This window comes from Streptomyces sp. NPDC056160, from assembly GCF_042268205.1.
In the GTDB taxonomy this organism is placed as follows: domain Bacteria; phylum Actinomycetota; class Actinomycetes; order Streptomycetales; family Streptomycetaceae; genus Streptomyces.
The window spans coordinates 1-21,099 of sequence record NZ_JBHJUW010000072.1; the positions used below are offsets into that span (position 1 = coordinate 1).

The window sequence follows — 21,099 nt, forward strand, 5'->3', positions numbered from 1 at the left end:
GTCGTGAACCGGTCAGGTCGAGGACGCGTCCGGTTCACGGCCGGTACCGGGCAGGGGCCGGTGCCTCGGGGGGACGGGGCACGGGCGGGCGGTGAAACCGGTCGGAGGGACGGCGGGCAGAAGGAGGCGGGCGGTGGAGTGACGGGCGGCGGCCGATCGGGGGAGCGGCGGCGGCCGGTGTGCGGTCGATGTCAGTGGATGATGCCGGTGCGCAGGGCCACGGCGACCATCCCGGCGCGGTCGCCGGTGCCGAGTTTGCGGGCGATGCGGGCGAGGTGGCTCTTGACGGTCAGTGCGGACAGGCCCATCGAGACGCCGATCGCCTTGTTCGACTGTCCTTCGGCGACCAGCCGCAGCACCTCGACCTCGCGCCCGGACAGCTCGCGGTAGCCACCCGGGTGGCTCGGGGCACCCGGGGGACGGCGGTGCAGCCGGGCCGCGCCGATGGGGGCGGCGCCCGGACGGGTGGGGAGTCCGAGGTTGGTGCGGGTACCGGTGACGACGTAGCCCTTGACGCCGCCGGCGAGGGCGTTGCGGACGGCGCCGATGTCGTCGGCGGCGGACAGGGCCAGGCCGTTGGGCCAGCCGGCGGCACGGGTCTCGGACAGCAGAGTGAGCCCGGAGCCGTCGGGCAGGTGCACGTCGGCGACGCAGATGTCGCGCGGGTTGCCGATGCGCGGGCGGGCCTCCGCGACGGATGACGCCTCGATGACGTCACGGACTCCGAGCGCCCACAGGTGACGGGTGACGGTGGAACGGACGCGCGGGTCCGCCACGACGACCATGGCGGTCGGCTTGTTCGGGCGGTAGGCGACCAGGCTTGCGGGCTGCTCGAGGAGAACGGACACCAGGCCTCCTGGGGGTGGGGGGGGGACGGGGCCGGCTTGTGGGGAGGGAGCCGGTACGAACCGTGCTTGCTAGGTCACAGTCGTCTTCGGCATCAAACCCGTGGTCCTTTAGAGAATGATCACGATCTGGTGAGTAACAATGCGTGCAATTCGGACACACTGTCGATCATCCGAAGGTCGAATCGGTTCACTCGGGGCCGTTCGGGGTCGCTAACTGCCCGAAAGTGGCCGTATCGACAAAGACACGGCAAGGGATCGGTAAGACGGGCGGGAGCGGGCGCACGACAGCGGCCGGCCCGGCGGAGAACCGCCCGGGCCGGCCGGAGAAGACGGGAGAAGAAGGGGGAGGAGGCGGGGGGAGACGCGTCGGTCGTCGGCCGGTATGACTCAGCGTGACTGCGGGCCGCGGCGCTGCGGCAGCGTCACCACGGACGCGTCACCCGGCCCGGCCGGCGGCAGACCCGCCACCTGCGCCAGCAGATCGCACCAGGAGGCCAGGTGCGCCCCCGTGTCCGGCACCCCGCCCAGCCCCTCGCGCGGCGTCCAGGAGGCACGGATCTCGATCTGCGAGGCCGGCGGGCGCGCGGAGAGCCCGCCGAAGTAGTGCGAACCGGCGCGCGTGACGGTCCCGCTCGCCTCGCCGTACGTCAGGCCGCGCGCCTGCAGCGCCCCGGTCAGCCAGGACCAGCACACCTCCGGCAGCAGCGGATCGGCGGCCATCTCCGGCTCCAGCTCCGCCCGGACCAGGGTCACCAGCCGGAACGTGCCGCGCCACGCGTCGTGCCCCGCCGGGTCGTGCAGCAGCACCAGACGGCCGTCGGCGAGGTCCTGCTCACCGTCGACGACCGTGGCCTCCAGGGCGTAGGCGTACGGAGCCAGCCGCTGCGGCGGCGGTACCTGCTCGATCTCCACCTGCGGCCGCAGCCGCGCGGCTCTCAGTGCGTCGACGGCGGCCCGGAAGGGCAACGGGGCCTGATCCGCCCTGCCCGCATTCCCGTCCCCCTCCTTCGCCTCCTTCGCGTCGTCCATTCCGCCAGCGCCGTCCGACAGTCGTCCCTGAGCCGCAGCCATGCCGGGAAGATTAAGGGGAAGCGGGCCTTTGTGCAGAGCAAGACACCCCGCCGCAGGCAGGAGCGCCGTCCGGGGGCCCCACGCCGCGGCCCGCGCGCCCCCGGCGCCGTGCGAGACTTGCCCCCGTGAGTGCCAACGAGACGCCCGCCAGCCACCGCCCGCCGACGGCCACCTACGACTCCGCCTTCCTCAGGGCGTGCCGCCGCGAACCGGTGCCACACACCCCCGTGTGGTTCATGCGGCAGGCCGGGCGCTCGCTGCCGGAGTACCGCAAGGTGCGCGAGGGCATCGGCATGCTGGACTCCTGCATGCGGCCCGACCTGGTCACCGAGATCACCCTCCAGCCGGTGCGCCGGCACGACGTGGACGCGGCGATCTACTTCAGCGACATCGTCGTACCGCTGAAGGCAGTCGGCATCGACCTCGACATCAAGCCGGGCGTGGGCCCGGTCGTCGAGCGCCCGGTCCGCACCCGCGAGGACCTGGCCCGGCTGCGCGACCTGACCCCCGAGGACGTCTCCTACGTCACCGAGGCGATCGGCCTGCTCACCCGCGAGCTGGGCGCCACGCCGCTGATCGGCTTCGCCGGGGCGCCGTTCACCCTCGCGAGCTACCTCGTGGAGGGCGGCCCCTCACGCACGTACGAGAACGCCAAGGCGATGATGTACGGCGACCCCGAGCTGTGGGCCGACCTGCTGGACCGGCTCGCCGCCATCACGGGCGCCTTCCTGAAGGTGCAGATCGAGGCCGGCGCGAGCGCCGTGCAGCTCTTCGACTCCTGGGCCGGGGCGCTGTCCCCCGCCGACTACCGCCGCTCGGTGCTGCCCGCGTCCGCGAAGGTCTTCGAGGCCGTCGCCGGGTACGGCGTCCCGCGCCTCCACTTCGGGGTCGGCACCGGCGAGCTGCTGGGCCTGATGGGCGAGGCCGGCGCGGACGTCGTCGGCGTCGACTGGCGCGTCCCGCTGGACGAGGCCGCCCGCCGGGTCGGCCCCGGCAAGGCGCTCCAGGGCAACCTCGACCCGACCGTGCTGTTCGCCGGCCGCGAGGCTGTCGAGACCAAGGCCCGCGAGGTGCTGGAGTCCGCCGCGGGCCTGGAGGGCCACGTCTTCAACCTCGGCCACGGTGTCATGCCGTCCACCGACCCGGACGCGCTGACCCGGCTCGTGGAGTACGTCCACACGCACACCGGCCGCTGAGGCGGCGGGCCGCGACGGTGACCCGGGCGGGCGGTCCGCCGGCCGCCCGCCCGGGAGTCCACCGCGGCCCGGAGGGCCCCGGGCCGCGCCGCGCTACTTCAGTCCACCGTCCAGCGCGGTCATCAGCTGACCGCCGGGCGTGTCGCCGGACATCTCCCACACGAAGCCGCCCAGAAGCCCCTTGGACTTGATCCAGGCCGTCTTCTTCCCGATCGACCAGGCGTCGTCGAAGGACCACCACTGGCCGTTCGCCCCGGTGTAGCCGGACGTCGACACCGACTGCTCGTCGTGGTGGACCGTCATCGACGGATAACTGGTGATCAGGTTGTTGTAGCCGCGCACCCCGGCCTCGGTGTCGAACTGGCCGGGTGCGGCGCCGTTGGCGTCCTGCCACTCACCGGCGCCGCCGTCGGTGACGCCCTGCCAGCCGCGCCCGTAGAACGGGAAGCCCACCGTCAGCTTGCGCGGGTTGACCCCCGCGTCGAGATACGCCTGGATCGCGTTCTCGATGCTGAAGTGGAACGGGTACGGGTCCTGGGCGTCGGTGTACAGGTTGGACGCGTCACCGGTGCGCTTCGGCTCCCAGGAGTTGTCGCTGCCCGAGCCGTGGAAGTCGTACCCCTGCACGTCGGCGTAGTCGAGGGAGTCGAAGATGTGCTTCAGGTCCCAGCCGGCGGAGATCTTCGCCGGGTCGGCCGGGGTGAACGCGGTCAGCAGCTTGTGCTCGCCGCCCAGCGCGTCGAGCTGCTTGCGGAACTCGGCCAGCAGCGCGGTCAGGTTGTCCTTGTCCTGGGTGCCGTAGTGGTTGCCCGGGTGGCCCTCGGAGCCCGGCCACTCCCAGTCGATGTCGAAACCGTCGAAGATGCCCGCCGCGGTGCCCGGCCCGCCCGCGCCGTTGTAGACCGGCAGGTCGCCCTTGATCCACACGTCGATGCAGGACTTGACGAACTTCTCCCGGGAGGCCTGCGTGGCGGCGGCGTCCGAGAAGAACTTCGAGTACGTCCAGCCGCCGATCGACGCGACGACCTTGAGCTTCGGGTACTTGGCCTTGAGCTTCTTCAGCTGGTTGAGGTTGCCGCGCAGTTTGCCCCAGCCGTCGTCGGCGACCCCGTCGACCGACTGGTCGGCGGACATGGGCCGCGCGTAGTCGGCGTCCGCGTCGCCCGCGTCGGTGCCCTGGTCGGGGTCCTCCGGGTCGTTCGAGGTGCCCTTGGTCACGCCCGCCTTGCAGGTGAGGTCCTTCGAATCCAGGTTCTCGAAGGCGTAGTTGACGACGTCCAGCTTGGCCGCGGCGCCGGAGGTGTCCAGGTTCTTCACGAAGTACTGGCGTCCGTAGATGCCCCACTGCACGAAGTAGCCCACCTTGAGCTGCTTGCCCTGCCCGGCGACGTCGTCGGTGGTGACGTTCAGCGCGTTCGAGGCGGGCGAGGGGTTGTCGGCGGTGTCGCGGGCCTTGACGGTGAAGGTGTAGGCGGTGGCCGGGGAGAGCCCGTCCACCGTGGCCGACGTGGTGTCCGCGCCGACCGACTTCGCCAGCGTGGCGCCGCGGTAGACGTCGTAGGCGGCCACGCCCACGTTGTCGGTGGACTTCTCCCAGGCCAGGCTGACGCTGGAGGAGGTCTTGCCGGTGGAGCGCAGGTTGCCGGGCGCGGTCGGCGGCGTCGGGTCGGTGGACGGGTCCACCGTCCTGACGGTCAGCGGCGCGCTGGCCGGCCCGGTGTTCCCGCGGGTGTCCTTGGCGCGCACGGTGAAGGTGTAACCCGTCGCCGGGGTCAGGCCGGTGACGGTCGCCGAGGTGCCGCTGACGGTCGCGACGGTGTCGGTGCCGCTGAGCACGTCGTAGGAGGCCACGGTGTGGTCGCCGGGCTGGGCCGCTGTCCAGCCCAGCGCCACCGAGTGCGCGGTGACGGCGGTCGCCTTCGGGGTGCCGGGGGCGGTCGGCGGGACATCGGGGGTGCCGTCGCACTTGTCGCCGTTGACCGTGCAGCCCGTGGGGGCGCCGGCCGTGCCGGTCGCCGTGAACCAGTAGCTGTACGGCTCGGTGCTGCCGCCGGCCGGGACGTTCGCGTTGTAGAAGGCGTTCTTGACGCTCACGTGCCGTCCGGAGACGGTCGCGTCGCCGTTGTAGTTGCCGCTCAGGGAGACCCCGGCCGGCAGGTCGAACTCCAGGGTCCAGCCGCTGACGGCCGCCGTACCGCTGTTGTGGACGATGTACGTCCCCTTCCACCAGGAGCCGTTGTCCTGGGTGCTGAAGGTCGCCGTCAGGGTGCCGGCCGCGTGGGCGGGCGAGGCGAGGGCGGTGAGCGCCGCGACGGGCAGCAGCAGCGCGGCCCCCACGGCGGCGATCCGCCGCCGCAGCCGGGCGGGGCCGCGACTGTGGCGGGTGCGCGGTGTTCCCGCGCCGAGAAGAAGTGGTCTGCGCCTGTGGAACATGGCTCTCCCTGCGCTGGTGGGGTGGTACAGGGGTGAGGTGAACCGTGCGCGTGCGCATGCGTGTGCCCGGACGAAGGCAGGCCGGTGCGCGGGGCGGGCCGGGGCACGGCCGTGCCGCTTCGGGCAGGCGCACACAACGTAGAAGGTCTGGACCAATGCGTCAACAGGTCCGGCCGGCCACCGCCGGGCCGTGGGCCGGCCCGGCGGCCCTCACCACCCCGGGCGGGCCCGTCGGCCGAAGACCAGGCCCCGCGGTTTCGGCGGCGGCGGGGTGCCGGGGCGCAACGGCAGCGCGATCAGCATGCCCACGACGAAGCCGACCACATGGGCGGCGTACGCCACCGTGCCCGTGTCGAAGACGCCCTCGCCCGCGGAGTAGAACGCCTGGAGCACGAACCAGAACCCCAGCACGATCCAGGCCGGCAGACGCAGCGGCAGGAAGACCAGGAACGGCACGAGGACCCAGACCCGGGCTCTGGGGTACAGCACCAGATAGGCGCCGAGGACCCCGGCGATCGCCCCCGACGCCCCGATCAGCGGCTGCCCCGACTCCGCGTCGAGCAGCGCGAAACCGTACCCGGCGGCGTAGCCGCAGACGACGTAGAACAGGGCGAAACGCAGGTGCCCCATCCGGTCCTCGATGTTGTTGCCGAAGATGAACAGGAACAGCATGTTCCCCAGCAGGTGCAGCCAGCTGCCGTGCAGGAACATCGCGGTGAGGACCGAGAGCACGGGGGATTTGCCGTACGCCGGCGGCCCCAGCACGCAGCCCGGTCCGTGCACCCCCACGCCCACCGCGCCCGTCGGCACCAGCGACGGCATCCGGTGGTGGATCAGCTCGCGCGGCACCAGCGCCCAGTGCTCCGTGAAGGCCTGCGCGTGGCACAGTTGCGCAAGCGTGCCGCTCCCGGTCACGGAACCGGAGATGCCGGGCGTGGCCAGGAACACCACGACGCAGGCGACGATCAGGGCGTACGTCACCCAGGGGGTGCGCCGCACCGGGTTCACGTCATGGACGGGGATCACCACAGGGAAGTAGTGCCCTGCATGCGCCGGGCGAACCGGCCTACGTCCGTGCCCCGGCGACCTTGGCCGCCGCCTTGCGGGCGGCCACGAGCACCGGGTCCCACACCGGGGAGAACGGCGGCGCGTAGCCCAGGTCCAGGGCCGTCATCTGCTCCACCGTCAGCCCGGCCGTGAGCGCCACCGCCGCGATGTCGACCCGCTTGGCGGCGCCCTCCCGGCCCACGATCTGGACGCCCAGGAGACGGCCGGTGCGGTGTTCGGCGAGCATCTTCACCGTCATCGGCGAGGCCCCCGGGTAGTAGCCCGCCCGGCTCGTCGACTCGACGGTGACCGTCTCGAACCGGAGCCCGACCCGCCGGGCGTCCCGTTCCCGCAGGCCGGTCCGCGCGATCTCCAGGTCGCACACCTTGCTCACCGCCGTGCCGACGACGCCCGGGAAGGTGGCGTAGCCGCCGCCGGCGTTGGTGCCGATGACCTGGCCGTGCTTGTTGGCGTGGGTGCCGAGCGGCACGTGCCGGTGCTGTCCGGACACCAGGTCGAGGACCTCGACGCAGTCGCCGCCCGCCCAGATGTTCTCGTGCCCGCGCACCCGCATCGCGCGGTCCGTGAGCAGCCCGCCGTGCGCGCCGAGCGGCAGCCCCGCCGCCCGCGCGAGCGAGGTCTGCGGGCGGACGCCGATGCCCAGCACCACCACGTCCGCCGGGTACTCGGCCGACGTCGTGGCCACGGCCCGCACCCGGCTGTCCGTCCCCGTCAGCACCTTGGTCACCTCGGCGCCGCCGACCATGGTGATCCCGAGCCCCGTCATGGCTTCGTGCACCAGTCGGCCCATGTCCGGGTCCAGGGTGGACATGGGCTCCTGGCCGCGGTTGACGACGCTCACCTCGTAGCCGCGTTTGATCAGGGCCTCGGCCATCTCCACGCCGATGTAGCCCGCCCCGACCACCACCGCCCTGCGGCCACGCGCGCGTGCCAGCCCGGCGAGCAGTTCCTCCCCGTCGTCCAGCGTCTGCACGCCGTACACGCCGGGCGCGTCGACACCGGGCATCTCGGGGCGGACCGGGCGGGCCCCGGTCGCGATCACGAGCTTGTCGTACGACGTCCAGGACTCCGCCCCCGAATCGACGTCCCGCGCGCGGACGCGGCCCGCCGCCACGTCGATCTCCGTGACCTCGGTGCGCATCCGCAGGTCGATGTCCCGCGCGCGGTGCTCCTCGGGCGTGCGGGCGATCAACCGGTCCCGGTCCCCGACGTCACCGCCGACCCAGTAGGGGATCCCGCACGCCGAGTACGAACTGAAGTGGCCGCGTTCGAACGCCACGATCTCCAGTTCGCCGGGTCCGCGCAGGCGGCGTGCCTGGGACGCCGCGGACATCCCCGCGGCGTCCCCGCCGATCACGACCAGCCGTTCCCGCCCCCGGCGCGCCGTGCGCGCACCGCCCGTGTCCGTACCGGTGCTCTTGCTCATGGTCATGCCCACACGCTACGGCCGACCGGGACCGGGGCCGTCGCGGTGGCCCGGCTCACCGGGATTCGCCGTCCGGCGTCTCGCCGGAGCCCTCGGTGGTTCCGGTTCCGGTTCCGGTTCCGGTTCCGGTTGTGGTTCCGCTTCCGGTCGCGGTGCCGGGCGCCGCCCCTCCGAGCGGTCCCAGTGCGGTCATCGTCGGCGCGGCGGTGGCCCGGTGCGGGAGCCGGGGGCGTACGAGGCGCAGCCACGCCAGGGCGAGGAGCGCCGCCGCGGCGGCGAAGGGGAGGACCGCGCCCAGGGCCAGGGCGATCCAGCGGACCATGGTCACGAACACGTGCCAGCCGCCCGCCAGGGCGTCCAGGAACCCCGGGTCGTGGTCGGCGGCCTTCTCCTGCGGCGCGGGCGCCGCGGACAGCGACAGGGTGATGGTGGCCAGGCTCGTACGGTCCTTCAGTGACGCCTGCTGGGCGAGCAGCGCCTCCAGATCGGCCTCCCGGCGGCTCAGCTCGCTCTCCAGGGAGACGACGTCGCCGAGGCTTGCGGCCTTGTCCATCAGGGCGCGGACCCGGGCCACGCTGGCGCGCTGCGACTTGATGCGGCTGTCGACGTCGACGACCTGGCCGGTGACGTCCTCCGCCTTCGCCGAGCGTTCGACGAGCCTGCCGGTGCCCGCCAGGCCGGTGAGGACCTCGTCGTACTTCCCGGCGGGCACGCGGAGCACGACCCGGGTCCGCTCGCGGCCCTGCGCGTCGCGCGTGGTGCTCTCGTCGCCGACGTAGCCGCCCGCGTTCCCGGCGGCCGTGCGGGCGGCGGCGAGGGCCTTCGCCACGTCCGTGACCTCCACGCTCACCGAGGCGGTGCGGACGATGTGGCTCGCCGTGACCTTCGGCGCCGTGCCGGCCCTGGCCCCGGACGCGGCGGCGCCGCCGCCGTACCCGCTGCCGCCGGCGTTCCCCGTGGCGGGAGCGCCCCGTTGCGCCCCGCTCCCGGCGGCCTTGTCGGACGAGCTGCCACCGGAGTCGCCCGCGCCGCTGCACCCGGTGAGTGCGAGGGCCGTCGCGAGCAGCAGGCCGGCCAGGGCCGAAGTGGAGCGGACAGAACACCGTGCGCGCATGTCGTGTACCCCCGGGAGTCGTGGCGAACTCTGACGCCTGTTCGACTCGCGGGCGGGCCGGCCCGTTGCCGGAGACCGGTTCCGATGCGATCACGGTCCGGACTCGTCCCGGACACCGGGGCCCGGGGGGAGTGCCGGTGGGGTCTGAGAGAGTGGGGGCCATGAGCGCAACGGGTACGGGCACGGGGCAGGTCGTCGTCGTAGGGGGCGGGATCGCGGGGCTGGCGGCCGCGCACCGCCTGCTGGAGCGCGGCGCGCGGGTGACCGTGCTGGAGGCGGCGGACCGGGTCGGCGGCAAGCTGCTGCCGGGCGAGATCGCGGGTGTCCGGGTCGACCTGGGCGCCGAGTCGATGCTGGCCCGCCGGCCCGAGGCCGTGGACCTCGCGCGCGAGGTGGGCCTGGCGGACCGGCTGCAGCCGCCCGCGACCGCGACCGCGTCCCTGTGGACCCGCGGCGCCCTGCGCCCGATGCCCAAGGGCCACGTGATGGGTGTCCCCGGCACCGCCGCCGCGCTCACCGGAGTGCTCTCCGCAGAGGGCCTGGCCCGCGTCGAGCGCGACGCCGACCTGCCCCGCACCGAGGTCGGCGACGACGTGGCGGTCGGTGAGTACGTCGCCGCGCGCCTGGGCCGCGAGGTCGTCGACCGCCTGGTCGAGCCGCTGCTCGGCGGCGTCTACGCGGGCGACGCGTACCGCATCTCGATGCGCTCGGCCGTTCCCCAGCTCTTCCGGGCCGCGCGGACGCACACCTCCCTGACCGAGGCGGTCCGCGGCATCCAGGCCGCCGCGGCCGAGGCCCAGCGAAGCGGCCGGACGGGACCGGTCTTCATGGGCATCGAAGGCGGGGTCGGCAGCCTGCCGCTCGCGGTCGCCGAGTCGGTGCGGGCACGCGGTGGCAAGATCCTCACCGGCACCCCCGTGACGGAGCTGCGCAGGGAGCCGCTCGGCGGCTGGCGCGTGGTCACGGCGGACCGTGTCCTGCACGCGGACGCGGTGGTCCTCGCCACCCCCGCGCCCGCCGCCGCCCGGCTGCTGGGCGCCGAGTCCCCCGGGGCGGCGGCGGAGCTGCGGGCCGTCGAGTACGCCTCGATGGCCCTGATCACCCTCGCCTACCGGCGCGGCGACGCCGCGCTCCCCGAGGGCAGCGGGTTCCTCGTGCCCCCCGTCGACGGGCGCACCATCAAGGCGTCGACCTTCGCCTCCCGCAAGTGGGGCTGGATCGCCGGCCAGGACCCGGACGTGCTGGTGGTGCGCACCTCCGTCGGGCGGTACGGCGAGACGGAGATCCTGGGCCGCGAGGACTCCGAGCTGGTGGACCTCTCCCGGCACGACCTTAGGGAGGCCACCGGCCTGGACGCCGTGCCGCTGCGCAGCCGCGTCACCCGCTGGACCGACGGTCTGCCCCAGTACCCCGTCGGCCACCACGCGCGCGTGGCCCGCGTCCGCGACCACGTCGCCGGGCTGCCGGGCCTCGCCGTGTGCGGCGCGGTCTACGACGGCGTGGGCATCCCGGCGTGCGTCGCGAGCGCCCACGCCGCCGTGGACCAGCTGGCGGGTGACCTGCGCGCTGTGCAGGAACTCACCGCCCACCCGGTGCAGAGTCTGCACGGGGGAGCGGGAGAATAGCCCCATGAGTGACGACGCCTCCACCACCGACTCCGGCAGGATCCCGAACAAGGGCAAGCTGGCCAAGGACCTCAACGAGGTCATCCGTTACACCCTGTGGTCCGTCTTCAAGCTGAAGGACGTGCTCCCCGAGGACCGCGCGGGCTACGCCGACGAGGTCCAGGAGCTGTTCGACCAGCTCGCCGCGAAGGACGTGACCATCCGCGGCACGTACGACGTCTCGGGGCTGCGCGCCGACGCCGACATCATGATCTGGTGGCACGCCGAGACGAGCGACCAGCTCCAGGAGGCGTACAACCTCTTCCGCCGCACGAGGCTCGGTCGTGCGCTGGAGCCGGTGTGGTCGAACATGGCGCTGCACCGCCCCGCGGAGTTCAACCGCTCCCACATCCCGGCGTTCCTCGCCGACGAGACGCCGCGCGACTACGTCAGCGTCTACCCGTTCGTGCGCTCCTACGAGTGGTACCTGCTGGCCGACGAGGACCGCCGCCGCATGCTCGCCGACCACGGCAAGATGGCCCGCGGCTACCCGGACGTGCGGGCGAACACGGTCGCGTCCTTCTCGCTCGGCGACTACGAGTGGGTGCTCGCCTTCGAGGCGGACGAACTGCACCGCATCGTCGACCTGATGCGCCACCTGCGCGGCTCGGAGGCCCGCCGGCACGTCCGCGAGGAGGTGCCGTTCTTCACCGGCCGCCGCAAGGACGTGGCGGACCTGGTCGCCGGGCTCGCCTGACCCCCTACGGTCACTTCCCGGCCGGCTCGCGGTCGTCCTTTCCCTTCAGGGCGTCCCTCAGCTCCTGCTCACGGGTCTCCTGGAAGGTCGGCCGGCCCGGCCGCGGCTCCGGGCGCCCGGCGCACTCCGCCGAGCGCCCCGCCGCCCGCCCCTGGAGCAGGTAGGCGTCCACGGCCGCGTTGACGCACCGGTTCGGACCGTAGGCGATGCCGTGCGTGCCGGCGCCCCGCTCGGTGAGCAGCGTGGAACCGGCCAGCCGCCGGTGCAGTTCCACAGCCCCGCGGTACGGGGTGGCCGCGTCCCGTTCTGCGGCCAGGATCAGCGTGGGCGGCAGCACGCCCGGCGCGGTCCGCACGTCCAGGGGCAGCCGGCGTGGCACCGGCCAGGAGGCGCACGGCAGGTTCGCCCACACGTTGGCCCAGGTCTCGAACGGTGCCACCCGGGCGAGCCGGGTGTTGTCCCGGTCCCACACCCGCAAGTCGGCGGGCCAGGGCGCGTCGTTGCACTCCACGGCCGTGTAGACCGCCGCGCTGTTCTCCGCTACGGCCGCTCCCGCCCGGTACGGCGCGGCCAGCGCGGCCAGGGGCTTCTCGTCGCCCTTCAGATACGCGGCCAGGGCGTCCGCGGCCAGTGGCCAGGAGCCGTCGTCGTACCCGGTGCCGAGGAACGCGCCCTGCAACTGCCCGGGGCCCACCGTGCCGCCCGCCGGTCGCGCGGCCAGCCGCGTGCGTGCCTTCTCGTAGGCGGCGCGCACCGCCTCAGCCGTACGGCCGAGCCCGTACACGTCGTCGTACCGGGCCACCCACCTCCTGAAGTCCGCCCACCGGGCCTCGAACGCGGCGGACTGGTCGAGATTGTCGAGGTACCACACCCGGGCCGGGTCGGGGTTCACCGCCGAGTCGAAGACCATCCGGCGCACGTACGCCGGGAAGAGCGTCGCGTACAGCGCGCCGAAGTAGGTGCCGTAGGAGGCGCCCATGAACGTCAGCCGGTCCTCCCCGAGCGCCGCGCGCAGCACCTCCAGGTCGCGGGCGTTGGCGAGGGAGGTGAAGAAGCGCAAGCGGGAGCCCGAGCGCCGGACGCACCCCCGGGCGTACGCCCGGGCCTCGGCGGCACGCTTCTTCTTGTACGCCGCCGAGGGGTATGTCGGCGCCGGGCTCGGCGCCTTGAAGAAGCCCTTCGGGTCCGTGCAGGACAGCGGCGCCGAACGGCCCACCCCGCGCGGGGCGTAGCCGACGAGGTCGTAGGCCGCCGCGACCCGCTTCCACTCGGACAGCAGCCCCACCAGCGGGAACGACATGCCGTCACCGCCGGGCCCACCCGGGTTGAAGACGAGGGCGCCCTGGCGGGGCACCGCACGCCCGCCGGAGCGCGGGTCCCGGCCGGTGGCCCGCACCCGGCTGACGGCGAGCCGGATCCTCGGGCCGTCGGGACGGGCGTAGTCGAGCGGCACGGACACGGTGCCGCACTCCAGCGAACCGGGCATCTCCCGCGCGCCCGGACAGGCGCCGAAGTCGATGCCGGTCACCCGGGCGCGCGCGGCGGCCACGACGGTGCCGCGCAACTCGGCCGCCCCGCCGGGCGGCAGCTCGGGCCGCGGCGCGCCGCCGGAAGGGGCGGCGGCGAGGGCGGTCAGGACCAAGGACCCGGCGGCCGTGCACACGGCGGCTGCTCTCATCGGCGTATCCCTTCGGCACACGGCGGCGGCACGAGGGATGTTTCGGGCGCACGCGGGCGAAGGCAAGCACCGGGCGGCGGGTGTCGGCGCCGGTGCGCCCGATGCGCCCCCGAGGGGCGGCGCGCGCCGGCTCGGTGTGCGCCGCCGTGTCTCCGCTGTCGCGCGCCGCAGCGTACTTCGCCGTCGTGTGCTGCGCCTCGGTGTGCGCCGGCCGGTCAGTCCCGCCAGGGCTGGTCGCGGTGGGCGAAGGCCGCGCGCAGCTCCGGTTCGCCGATCGCCCGGATGCCCCGCACGGCCACGGAGGCGAGGCAGGTGCGTTCGTCGCCCGTGCCGCGGACCCGCCGGGCCAGCGTGCCGAGCAGCCGCTGACCGGCCGGGGACGCCCAGCGGGAGTACGGGTGGATCTCGACCCGGGCTATCGCGAGGCAGCTCAGGGTGAGGGCGAGGGGGAGCAGGAACCAGAGGGCGACCAGGGTGCGCGGCATCCCGGTCGGGCCGGGCAGCAGCAGCGCGGTCACGGCGAGCACGGCCACGGCCAGTGCGGCGGTCCGCACCTGGCGCATCCCGGCCGCGACCGTCGAACCTTCGCCCTCCGGCACGGCCAGGCCGGCGCTGACCAGGCGGTCGGCGAGGCTGCGCACCGGGTCGGCGGCGGCCGCGGCGGACCGTACCGGAGCGATGCGGGACTGCCCTCCAGGGCCGATGGCCCTTATGACGGAACGTTCCATCTCGTCGCGTCCGCGCGGGTCGACGACGGTGGCCCAGCCCGTGTGCGCGAGCAGCAGCCGCCGCTGGCGGGCCATGGAGACCAGGGTGACGTCGGCGACCCGGGAGGGGCCGCCGGACAGGAACGCCGCCTCGTAGAGGGTGAGGTCGTGATCCTGGTCCACGGCCGCGTCCCGGGTGTCCACGGCCGCCGCACGCACGGCGGCCAGGCACAGCCGTGTGCACGCGGCACCGGCGAGGGCCCAGGCCGGCAGGAGAAGAAGGACCCAGAGCATGACAAGTTTCTATGCCAGGGGCCTGGGAATCTCCATGCCTTGTTCACATTCCGGACAGAGTGTGGCCTGTATGTGACGTTCCGCTTCTTTTCCGAGGTCAGGACGGGCGTGCCGGGCGGTGCCGACGGGGGGTCGGCGGGGGGTGCCGGCGGGGGTGGATCGGGGGCGGACGGTTGGGGAGGGGCGGGCGGCGGGTCGGCGTACGCGCCACCTCCGCTGTCCCGTGTGTCAGCGCCCGAGCAGCGCCCGGCGGGCCGCCCTGGCCGCCCGGACCGCCGGCCTCAGCGACCTCGGCGCGGGACCCGACCGCTCCCGCCACCACGCGCGCAGTTCCCGGCGCGCGGTCGCGTCCTGCGGTTGCTCCGCCAGCAGCAGGGACTCGACGAACGCCATCGCGTCCAGCCGGTAGCCGCCGCGCATCGGGTGCTCCCGCGCGTACGCGAGGAAGGCGGGGCGGTAGCCGGCGCCGAGGACGACCGGCAACTCGGGCGCCACCTTCGCCACGACACCCGCCCGCTTCGAGGCCAGCGCCCGCGCCTGCACGCCGAGCCGCCCCCGGTCGAAGCCCTCGGGCGCGGGTGTCCCCGCCACGAGCGCCGACAGGAGCGCGGTCTGCGCGAGTGCGAGCCGCTGCCGGACCGGCTCGGGGACGGCCGCCACCCGCTCGTCCCCGTCGCGCCCGCGCGCACCCCCGCCGTCACGCCCGGGCCCCGCCCCGCCGTCACGCCCGCGCGCACCCCCGCCGACCCTCCCGGGCCCTGCCCCGCCCGTGTGCCTGCGTGCCGGGGCCCCGGCACGACCCCGCTCCACCGCTTCCCGAACGGCCTCCAGCTCCCCTCCCAGCACGGCCGGTTCCGGGAAGTTCTCGTCGCGTTCCAGCAGCACCCCGGGCGGGGCCACCCTGGAGGCGAGGTCGGACAGGATGTCGAGGACCGGCGCGGGAACCGGGTGCGCGTGGCTGTCGTGCCAGACGCCGTCCCGCTCGTACCCGCCCGCCACATGGACGTACGCGAGCGCCTCCAGCGGCAGTTCGGCCAGCGCGAGGGCCGGGTCCTCCGCCTGGTTGACATGGTTGGTGTGCAGGTTGGCCACGTCGATCAGCAGCCGTACGCCCGTGCGGTCGGCCAGCTCGTACAGGAACTGGCCCTCGGTCAGCTCCTCGCCGGGCCAGGCGAGCAGCGCGGCGATGTTCTCCACGGCGAGCGGCACCGGCAGCGCCTGCTGGGCGATGCGGACGTTCTCGCACAGCACGTCCAGTGCCTCGCGCGTGCGGGGCACCGGCAGCAGGTGGCCCGCCTCGATGCGGTCCGAGGCGGTCAGGGACCCGCCCGCCCGGACGAAGGCGATGTGCTCCGTCACCAGCGGCGAGCCCAGCGCCTGAGCCCGCTCGGCGAGCGCCCGCAGGCGCCCCTCGTCCGGCCGTTCGGCCCCGCCGAGCCCGAGGGACACGCCGTGCGGCACGACGGTCACCCCGCGCTCGCGCAGGCGCAGCAGCGAGGCGGGCAGATGGCCGGGGCACAGGTTCTCGGCCACCGCCTCGACCCAGTCGACCCCCGGCATGGCCTCCACTGCGTCCGAGATCTCCGGCCGCCAGCCGATCCCCGTCCCCAGTCGCTCCATGAGTCCTGCGCCCCCTGCTCCCGTACGCCCCCTGTCACCGGACGCCCGCGCGCACGGCGCGGGTGAGGGGGGTATGGCCCCGCCGGACGGCACGGAACCGCGCCGGGCGCGTCTTCAGAGCAAGATTTGAGGGTTCACGCCGGGCAGCGCCTAGGAGCCCTGGCGGAGCGCCCGATGGTCGGCGACCACGGTGCACGAACCCGGGGCGATCTCGGTGAAGCCCGCGTCGCGCACCAACGGCAGGCCGCTGCCGGTCAGTTCCCGCCAGCGAGCGGGGGCGGCGGTGCGGACGGAGAGCGGGAACCCGGCGTCCCGCCAGGCGGCGCGCTGCGCGTCGGTGAGGTCCCACCAGGCGAGCTGGGCGCCGTGTCCGGCCTGGGCCATCGCCTTGCCCGCGGACATCTCCAGGCCGGGATTGAGCCAGAGCACCGGGATGTCCGGGCCGGCGGGGGCGGGCGGTCGCGGATCGTCGAGGTCGGTGCCGGAGACCTGGAGTTTCGCCAGGTCCTTGGGCCAGCCGTCCAGCGGGACGGGCGGGAAGACGCGCACCTCCGCGGAGCCGCCGGTGACCGTGATGCCGTCCAGTGCCTCGGCCCGCCGCCACTCCGCGCCGCGCGCCCGCCGCACCACCTTGCGGATCCGGGCGTCCTGCCAGTCCCGCACCGCCCCCGCCCACGGGCCGTCGCCGCCGGAGCGCTCGTCACCGAGCAGCACCAGCACCGCGCGGGCCGCCGTCTCCAGCGCGTCGGTACGGGCCGGGGGAGCGGCCCGCTCGATCCGGACGACCAGCGGCAGCACGAACTGCGGGGCCAGGTCCCGGGCGGTGGGCTCGGCGCGGAAGGGGCTGCCGGCGGGGGCGGGGGTCTCGGCGGAGGTCTCGTACGTCACGCCCCCCAGTGTGCCAACCACGGCGCGCACGAGAGGACGGCCCCCATGCGGGGGGAGCTGCGCCTGCCCGGGGTCGCTCACCGGGCGGAGGTCATCCCGAGCACGCCGTGCGCTGCGCCTCCTGCCATTCGCAGGCGGGGCAGAGGGTGATCCCCTTGTACGACTCCGGGTACTCGGTCGGCTCGCGGCACAGCACGCACTCCGCGTACGGCGGTCCGTCGGCCCGGGGCGGCCGGGTGGCGTCGATCAGGCAGTAGTCGCTGCCGCTGGTGCCGTCGCGGCCGTCGCGGCCGTCGTGACCGGCCTTGTCGTCCTCGCTCATGGCTCCAGCGTAGGACGCCCTCGAGCGGTCTCGCCCTGGCCCGTGCGTTCAGGTGTGCCGGATCACGAGCGGCCCGCCGAGGCGCCGATCATCTCGGACACCTTCACGAAGCGGTACCCCTTCTTGCGCAGCTCCGGGACGACGGTGCGCACCACGCGTTCGGTCGTCGGGGCGGCGCTGCGCGTGCAGTGCATGACCACGACCGATCCCGGCTTCACCCCGTCCAGGACCTGGCGGACCACGGCGTCCGCGTCCGTGGCGAACGCGTCACCGCTCACCACGTCCCACTGGACGGCGGTGACGCCGAGCGGGGCGAGGGTGCGCAGGACTTCGCTGTCGTAGCAGCCACCGGGGAAGCGGAGGTACGGCATCGGATGCGGGACGCCGGCCTTGGCGAACGCCGTGTACGCGCGTTCCACGTCCGAGCGGACCTGGTCCTTGGAGACGGTCGGCAGGCCGTAGCAGTCGCCGGTGAAGGCGTAGTGGCTGTAGGAGTGGTTGGCGAGTTCGAACATCGGGTCCGTGCCGATGGAGCGGGCCTCGTCCGGGTACGTCTGCGCCCACTTGCCCGTCATGAACACCGTGGCGGGCACTTTGAGGGCACGGAGCGTGGCGATGAGCTGCGGGTTGTCGAAGTGCTCGCCCTTCGCCGCGCGCGGCCCCTCGTCGGCGGTCATGTCGGCGTCGAAGGTGAACGCGACGATCTTGCCCTTGTCGCGCGGGCCGTTGGTGAACACGGGAGTCAGGCCGCCGGGCCCCGGGGTGAGGCGGGGCGGACGGGAGGGCGCGGTCGCGGAGGGCTTGGCTGGGGCAGAGGGGGAGGTGGGGGAGGCGGGGTGACCGGCGTGGGCGGCCCGCGTGGTGCCGCAGGCGGCGAGCGAGGCCAGGGCGAGGCTCAGGGCACAGGTCGAGGCGAGGCCGGTAATACGTCGTACAAGTGGGATCACCTGACGAACGTAGGACGGTCTCCGATCATATGAGCGGCAACGAGGCCGCGCGGTCACCCGCCCGGTCGTCACCCGCGGCCCACGGCCCCGCCGTCACCGCTCCTCCCGCCGTCAGCGCTGCTCCCGCTGTCGTCGCCCGTCCCGTGATCCACGTCCGTTGCGTGATCGACGTCCGCCCCACGGTCACCGCTCGCGCCGCTCCAGCGGCCGGGTGGCCGGACCCTGGAGCACGTTGCCCTCGGTGTCGAAGCGCGAGCCGTGGCACGGGCACTCCCAGGCCCGCTCGGCGGAGTCGAAGGCGACCAGGCAGCCCAGGTGGGTGCAGCGGGCGGACAGGGTGTGCAGGTCGCCGTCGTCGTCCCGGTACACGGCGAGGTGGTCGAGACCGGCCCGGACCACCGCGCCCTCGCCCGGCGGGATGGCGTCCACGGGCGGCGTGGACCGCAGCCGGTCGCCCACGAAGTGCCGTGCGACCTCGGCCTGGTTCCTCAGGAACGTCGGCGCCTCGCGCACGGCGGTCCGCAGCCGGCGCGGGTCGTACAGCTCCTGCCACGGGCAGTCCCGCCCGGTGATCAGCGCCGTGAGCAGCCGCCCCGCCATGATGCCGCCGCTCAGCCCCCAGCCGCCGAAACCGGTCGCGACGTAGGTGTTGCGGGCGGCCTGGTGCAGCGGGCCGACCATCGCCACGGTGTCGGTGGGGTCGATGTCCTGGGTGGCCCAGGAGTGCACGAGGTCCGCGCCGGGGAAGTGCTCGCCCGCCCAGGCCGTGAGCCGGTCGAAGCGGGCGGGGGTGTCACCGGTGCCCGGCGTGAAGTGCTCCCCGGTCACCACGAGGAGCCGCCGGCCGTTCGCGCCGTTCCCGTCCTCGTCGTTCCCGTTCTGGTCCTTCCCGTTCTCGCCGGTCCCGCCGTCGTACGGAGCCGTCCGTACCGAACGGGTGTTCTCCTCCGGGGTGATGTACATGCCGTCGGGGTCCTCCGCGGCGTCGACCGGTCCGGCCACGACCAGTTCCCGGCGCGGGGAGAGCCGGGCGAACAGCAGCGCCCTGTCGAAGACGGGGTAGTGGGTGGCGACCACCACGTGCCGGGCCCGTACCGTGGCGCCCGTCGCGGTCGTCACCCGGCACGGCTCGCCCTCGGTCAGCCCGCGCACCACGGTGTTCTCGAACACCTGCCCGCCGTGCGCCACCAGGTCCGCAGTCAGGGCCAGCAGGTACTTGCGCGGATGGAACTGCGCCTGCCCGGCCACCCGAACCGCCCCCGCCACCGGGAACGGCAGCCCGGTCTCGGTCACGAACGACGCCGCAAGGCCCGCGTCCCGGGCCGCCTCCGCCTCGGCCCGCACCTCCTCCACCCGGTTCGGGTCACGCACGTAGGTGTACGCGCTGCGGGTCTCCCACTCGCAGTCGATGCCCAGCTCGTCCACCAGCTCCCAGGCGTGCTCGATCGCCTCGCACTGCGAGCGGGCGTACAGCCGGGCCGCCTGCGCGTCGCGGGTGCGGCGCAGCTTGTCGTAGACGAGGGTGTGCAGCGCGGTCAGCTTGGCGGTGGTGTGCCCCGTCACACCCGCCGCCACCCGCCGCGCCTCCAGCACCGCCACGCCCAGCCCCGCCCGCGTCAGCTCGTACGCCGTGCTCAGTCCGGCCATGCCCGCGCCGATCACGACGACGTCGACGTCCAGGTCCTCCGTCAGTGCGGGACGCTCCGGCCCCGGCGCCGTCTCGACCCAGTACGAGCCGCTGACGCGGCGCCGCCCGTGCCGCTGCTGCTGCCGCTCCTGGCGCGGCTGGTGTTCGCTCATGGCCGCCGAGTACCCCGCCCGGACCGGCCTGATCTCGGGCCGCGCGGGCGGGCAGCGGGCAGCGTGCGGAGCGGGTCAGGGGTCGGAGGCGGGTGGGGACGAGGCGTCCGCGGCAGCCCGGACCGGCGTCACGGATGCGGCGTCGAAGGGGGCGTCGGGTACGTCCGTGAGCGGCGCCGTGCCGTTGCCCAGGGACTTCGGCGGTCCGGACGGCGCGGGTGGCGCGGGCTCGGGCGACTGGGCGGGCGCCGGACCGGGCGTCGGCTGCTGGGCCGCCCGCTCCAAAAAGCGCAGCAGTTCGACGGGGAAGGGCAGGACGAGGGTGGAGTTCTTCTCCGTGGCGACGGCGGTCACCGTCTGGAGCAGCCGCAGTTGCAGCGCGGCGGGAGTGTCGGCCATCTGCTGGGCGGCCTCGGCCAGTTTCCTCGACGCCTGGAGTTCCGCGTCGGCGTTGATGATCCGGGCCCGCCGCTCCCGGTCGGCCTCCGCCTGCCGGGCCATGGACCGCTTCATCGTGTCCGGCAGGGAGACGTCCTTGATCTCCACCCGGTCGATCTGCACGCCCCATCCGATGGCCGGGCTGTCGATCATCAGCTCCAGGCCCTGGTTCAGCTTCTCGCGGTTGGACAGCAGGTCGTCCAGATCGCTCTTGCCGATGATCGAGCGCAGGGAGGTCTGTGCCATCTGCGACACCGCGAACCGGTAGTCCTCGACCTGGATGACCGCGTTGGCGGCGTCGACCACCTTGAAGTAGACGACGGCGTCCACGCGCACGGTCACGTTGTCGCGGGTGATGCCCTCCTGGGCGGGGATCGGCAGCGTGACGATCTGCATGTTGACCTTGTAGAGCCGGTCCACGAAGGGGATGATCATGGTGAAACCGGGTGGCCGCGCGTCCCCGGCGAACCGCCCGAGCCGCAGCACCACCCCGCGCTCGTACTGCTTGACGACCCGCGCCGCCGCCGAGAGGTACACGAGACCGGCGCAACCCGCGGCGATCACTGCGGTCAGTACGTCCTGAAGCATGATGACGACTCCTCGACCAGTCGTCCCCGCGCCCGTTGAGGGCCTCTTTCAACGATATGCCCGGGCGGAGAACACGGTCGAGACCCCTGGCCCGACCGGCCCGCGGACTTGCCGGTCGGGCCGGTCCGCCAGGCAGGCAGTCGGCCGGTCCGCCGGGCAGGCGGCCGGGCGGGCAGGCAGTCGGCCGGTCCGCCGGGCAGGCGGCCGGGCGGGCGGGCCTGACGCGGGGCTCCGGCGCTCGAGGCCCAAGGGGCGGGCGACAGCGGTGGCACCGGTTCCGTGTCCGGCGGCGCTGTGCCG

Annotated in this window: 17 protein-coding genes; 3 read left to right on the forward strand and 14 right to left on the reverse strand. The window is 74.1% G+C overall.

The features are described from left to right. Positions 1–191 precede the first annotated feature (191 nt). Both ACFC02_RS24785 and ACFC02_RS24790 read right to left on the reverse strand, forming a co-directional pair. Positions 192–848, reverse strand: coding sequence for a response regulator transcription factor (locus ACFC02_RS24785; protein WP_018564425.1), 657 nt, complete (start codon positions 846–848; stop codon positions 192–194). Between the two features lie 387 nt (positions 849–1,235). Beyond that, the gene (locus ACFC02_RS24790; RefSeq protein ID WP_376361295.1) at positions 1,236–1,919 is read right to left on the reverse strand and encodes a DUF3000 domain-containing protein; all 684 of its coding nucleotides are present in this window, start codon (positions 1,917–1,919) and stop codon (positions 1,236–1,238) included. 125 nt (positions 1,920–2,044) lie between these two features. Here ACFC02_RS24790 and hemE point away from each other — a divergent pair, with 125 nt between their 5' ends. Further along, positions 2,045–3,115, forward strand: coding sequence for a uroporphyrinogen decarboxylase (gene hemE, locus ACFC02_RS24795; protein WP_376361298.1), 1,071 nt, complete (start codon positions 2,045–2,047; stop codon positions 3,113–3,115). Between the two features lie 93 nt (positions 3,116–3,208). On the opposite strand, the gene ACFC02_RS24800 is transcribed toward hemE, so the two are convergent. From ACFC02_RS24800 to ACFC02_RS24815, 4 genes are all read right to left on the reverse strand, one after another. Next, positions 3,209–5,548 (reverse strand): glycosyl hydrolase family 18 protein, encoded by a 2,340-nt coding sequence (locus tag ACFC02_RS24800; protein WP_376361301.1) that lies wholly within the window; start codon positions 5,546–5,548, stop codon positions 3,209–3,211. Positions 5,549–5,758: 210 nt separating this feature from the next. Beyond that, a complete protein-coding gene (locus tag ACFC02_RS24805; protein ID WP_376361304.1) occupies positions 5,759–6,577 on the reverse strand; it encodes a rhomboid family intramembrane serine protease in 819 nt (272 codons plus the stop codon). 37 nt (positions 6,578–6,614) lie between these two features. Further along, entirely contained in the window at positions 6,615–8,048 is a 1,434-nt protein-coding gene (locus ACFC02_RS24810) for an FAD-dependent oxidoreductase (protein WP_376361307.1), read from the reverse strand. Positions 8,049–8,097: 49 nt separating this feature from the next. Further along, positions 8,098–9,156 (reverse strand): DUF4349 domain-containing protein, encoded by a 1,059-nt coding sequence (locus ACFC02_RS24815; RefSeq protein ID WP_376361310.1) that lies wholly within the window; start codon positions 9,154–9,156, stop codon positions 8,098–8,100. 161 nt (positions 9,157–9,317) lie between these two features. Between ACFC02_RS24815 and hemG the strand changes: the two genes are divergently transcribed. After that, complete coding sequence (gene hemG / locus ACFC02_RS24820; RefSeq protein ID WP_376361313.1) at positions 9,318–10,781, forward strand: protoporphyrinogen oxidase; 1,464 nt, start codon at positions 9,318–9,320, stop codon at positions 10,779–10,781. A 4-nt stretch (positions 10,782–10,785) separates the two neighbouring features. Beyond that, positions 10,786–11,517 (forward strand): hydrogen peroxide-dependent heme synthase, encoded by a 732-nt coding sequence (hemQ, locus tag ACFC02_RS24825; protein ID WP_376361316.1) that lies wholly within the window; start codon positions 10,786–10,788, stop codon positions 11,515–11,517. 10 nt (positions 11,518–11,527) lie between these two features. Here the strand turns inward: hemQ and ACFC02_RS24830 are convergent, their stop codons facing one another. The 8 genes from ACFC02_RS24830 to ACFC02_RS24865 all read right to left on the reverse strand — a co-directional run bounded on the left by ACFC02_RS24830 (position 11,528) and on the right by ACFC02_RS24865 (position 20,799). Beyond that, positions 11,528–13,195, reverse strand: coding sequence for an alpha/beta hydrolase (locus tag ACFC02_RS24830; RefSeq protein ID WP_376361319.1), 1,668 nt, complete (start codon positions 13,193–13,195; stop codon positions 11,528–11,530). Positions 13,196–13,410: 215 nt separating this feature from the next. Then, complete coding sequence (locus ACFC02_RS24835; RefSeq protein ID WP_376361322.1) at positions 13,411–14,196, reverse strand: TIGR04222 domain-containing membrane protein; 786 nt, start codon at positions 14,194–14,196, stop codon at positions 13,411–13,413. Positions 14,197–14,424: 228 nt separating this feature from the next. Further along, on the reverse strand, positions 14,425–15,816 hold the full coding sequence (locus tag ACFC02_RS24840; RefSeq protein ID WP_376361325.1) for a DUF692 domain-containing protein: 1,392 nt from the start codon (positions 15,814–15,816) through the stop codon (positions 14,425–14,427). Positions 15,817–15,966: 150 nt separating this feature from the next. After that, on the reverse strand, positions 15,967–16,704 hold the full coding sequence (locus ACFC02_RS24845; protein ID WP_376361329.1) for an aminoacyl-tRNA hydrolase: 738 nt from the start codon (positions 16,702–16,704) through the stop codon (positions 15,967–15,969). Positions 16,705–16,795: 91 nt separating this feature from the next. Continuing rightward, a complete protein-coding gene (locus ACFC02_RS24850; protein ID WP_376361332.1) occupies positions 16,796–17,026 on the reverse strand; it encodes a hypothetical protein in 231 nt (76 codons plus the stop codon). A gap of 62 nt (positions 17,027–17,088) precedes the next feature. Beyond that, positions 17,089–17,973, reverse strand: coding sequence for a polysaccharide deacetylase family protein (locus ACFC02_RS24855; RefSeq protein WP_376361335.1), 885 nt, complete (start codon positions 17,971–17,973; stop codon positions 17,089–17,091). A gap of 183 nt (positions 17,974–18,156) precedes the next feature. Beyond that, entirely contained in the window at positions 18,157–19,773 is a 1,617-nt protein-coding gene (locus ACFC02_RS24860; RefSeq protein ID WP_376361338.1) for an FAD-dependent oxidoreductase, read from the reverse strand. Between the two features lie 75 nt (positions 19,774–19,848). Next, positions 19,849–20,799, reverse strand: a complete 951-nt coding sequence (locus ACFC02_RS24865) for a slipin family protein (protein ID WP_376361341.1) — start codon at positions 20,797–20,799, stop codon at positions 19,849–19,851. Positions 20,800–21,099: the final 300 nt, after the last annotated feature.

Bases quoted from the DNA above. Each gene is read 5' to 3' on its own strand.
- ACFC02_RS24865 (WP_376361341.1), bottom strand. From the start codon at position 20,799: ATGCTTCAGGACGTACTGACCGCAGTGATCGCCGCGGGTTGCGCCGGT.
- ACFC02_RS24850 (WP_376361332.1), bottom strand. From the start codon at position 17,026: ATGAGCGAGGACGACAAGGCCGGTCACGACGGCCGCGACGGCCGCGAC.
- hemG (WP_376361313.1), top strand. From the start codon at position 9,318: ATGAGCGCAACGGGTACGGGCACGGGGCAGGTCGTCGTCGTAGGGGGC.
- ACFC02_RS24835 (WP_376361322.1), bottom strand. From the start codon at position 14,196: ATGCTCTGGGTCCTTCTTCTCCTGCCGGCCTGGGCCCTCGCCGGTGCC.
- hemQ (WP_376361316.1), top strand. From the start codon at position 10,786: ATGAGTGACGACGCCTCCACCACCGACTCCGGCAGGATCCCGAACAAG.
- ACFC02_RS24790 (WP_376361295.1), bottom strand. From the start codon at position 1,919: ATGGCTGCGGCTCAGGGACGACTGTCGGACGGCGCTGGCGGAATGGAC.
- ACFC02_RS24815 (WP_376361310.1), bottom strand. From the start codon at position 9,156: ATGCGCGCACGGTGTTCTGTCCGCTCCACTTCGGCCCTGGCCGGCCTG.
- ACFC02_RS24810 (WP_376361307.1), bottom strand. From the start codon at position 8,048: ATGACCATGAGCAAGAGCACCGGTACGGACACGGGCGGTGCGCGCACG.
- ACFC02_RS24840 (WP_376361325.1), bottom strand. From the start codon at position 15,816: ATGGAGCGACTGGGGACGGGGATCGGCTGGCGGCCGGAGATCTCGGAC.
- ACFC02_RS24860 (WP_376361338.1), bottom strand. From the start codon at position 19,773: ATGAGCGAACACCAGCCGCGCCAGGAGCGGCAGCAGCAGCGGCACGGG.
- ACFC02_RS24800 (WP_376361301.1), bottom strand. From the start codon at position 5,548: ATGTTCCACAGGCGCAGACCACTTCTTCTCGGCGCGGGAACACCGCGC.
- ACFC02_RS24830 (WP_376361319.1), bottom strand. From the start codon at position 13,195: ATGAGAGCAGCCGCCGTGTGCACGGCCGCCGGGTCCTTGGTCCTGACC.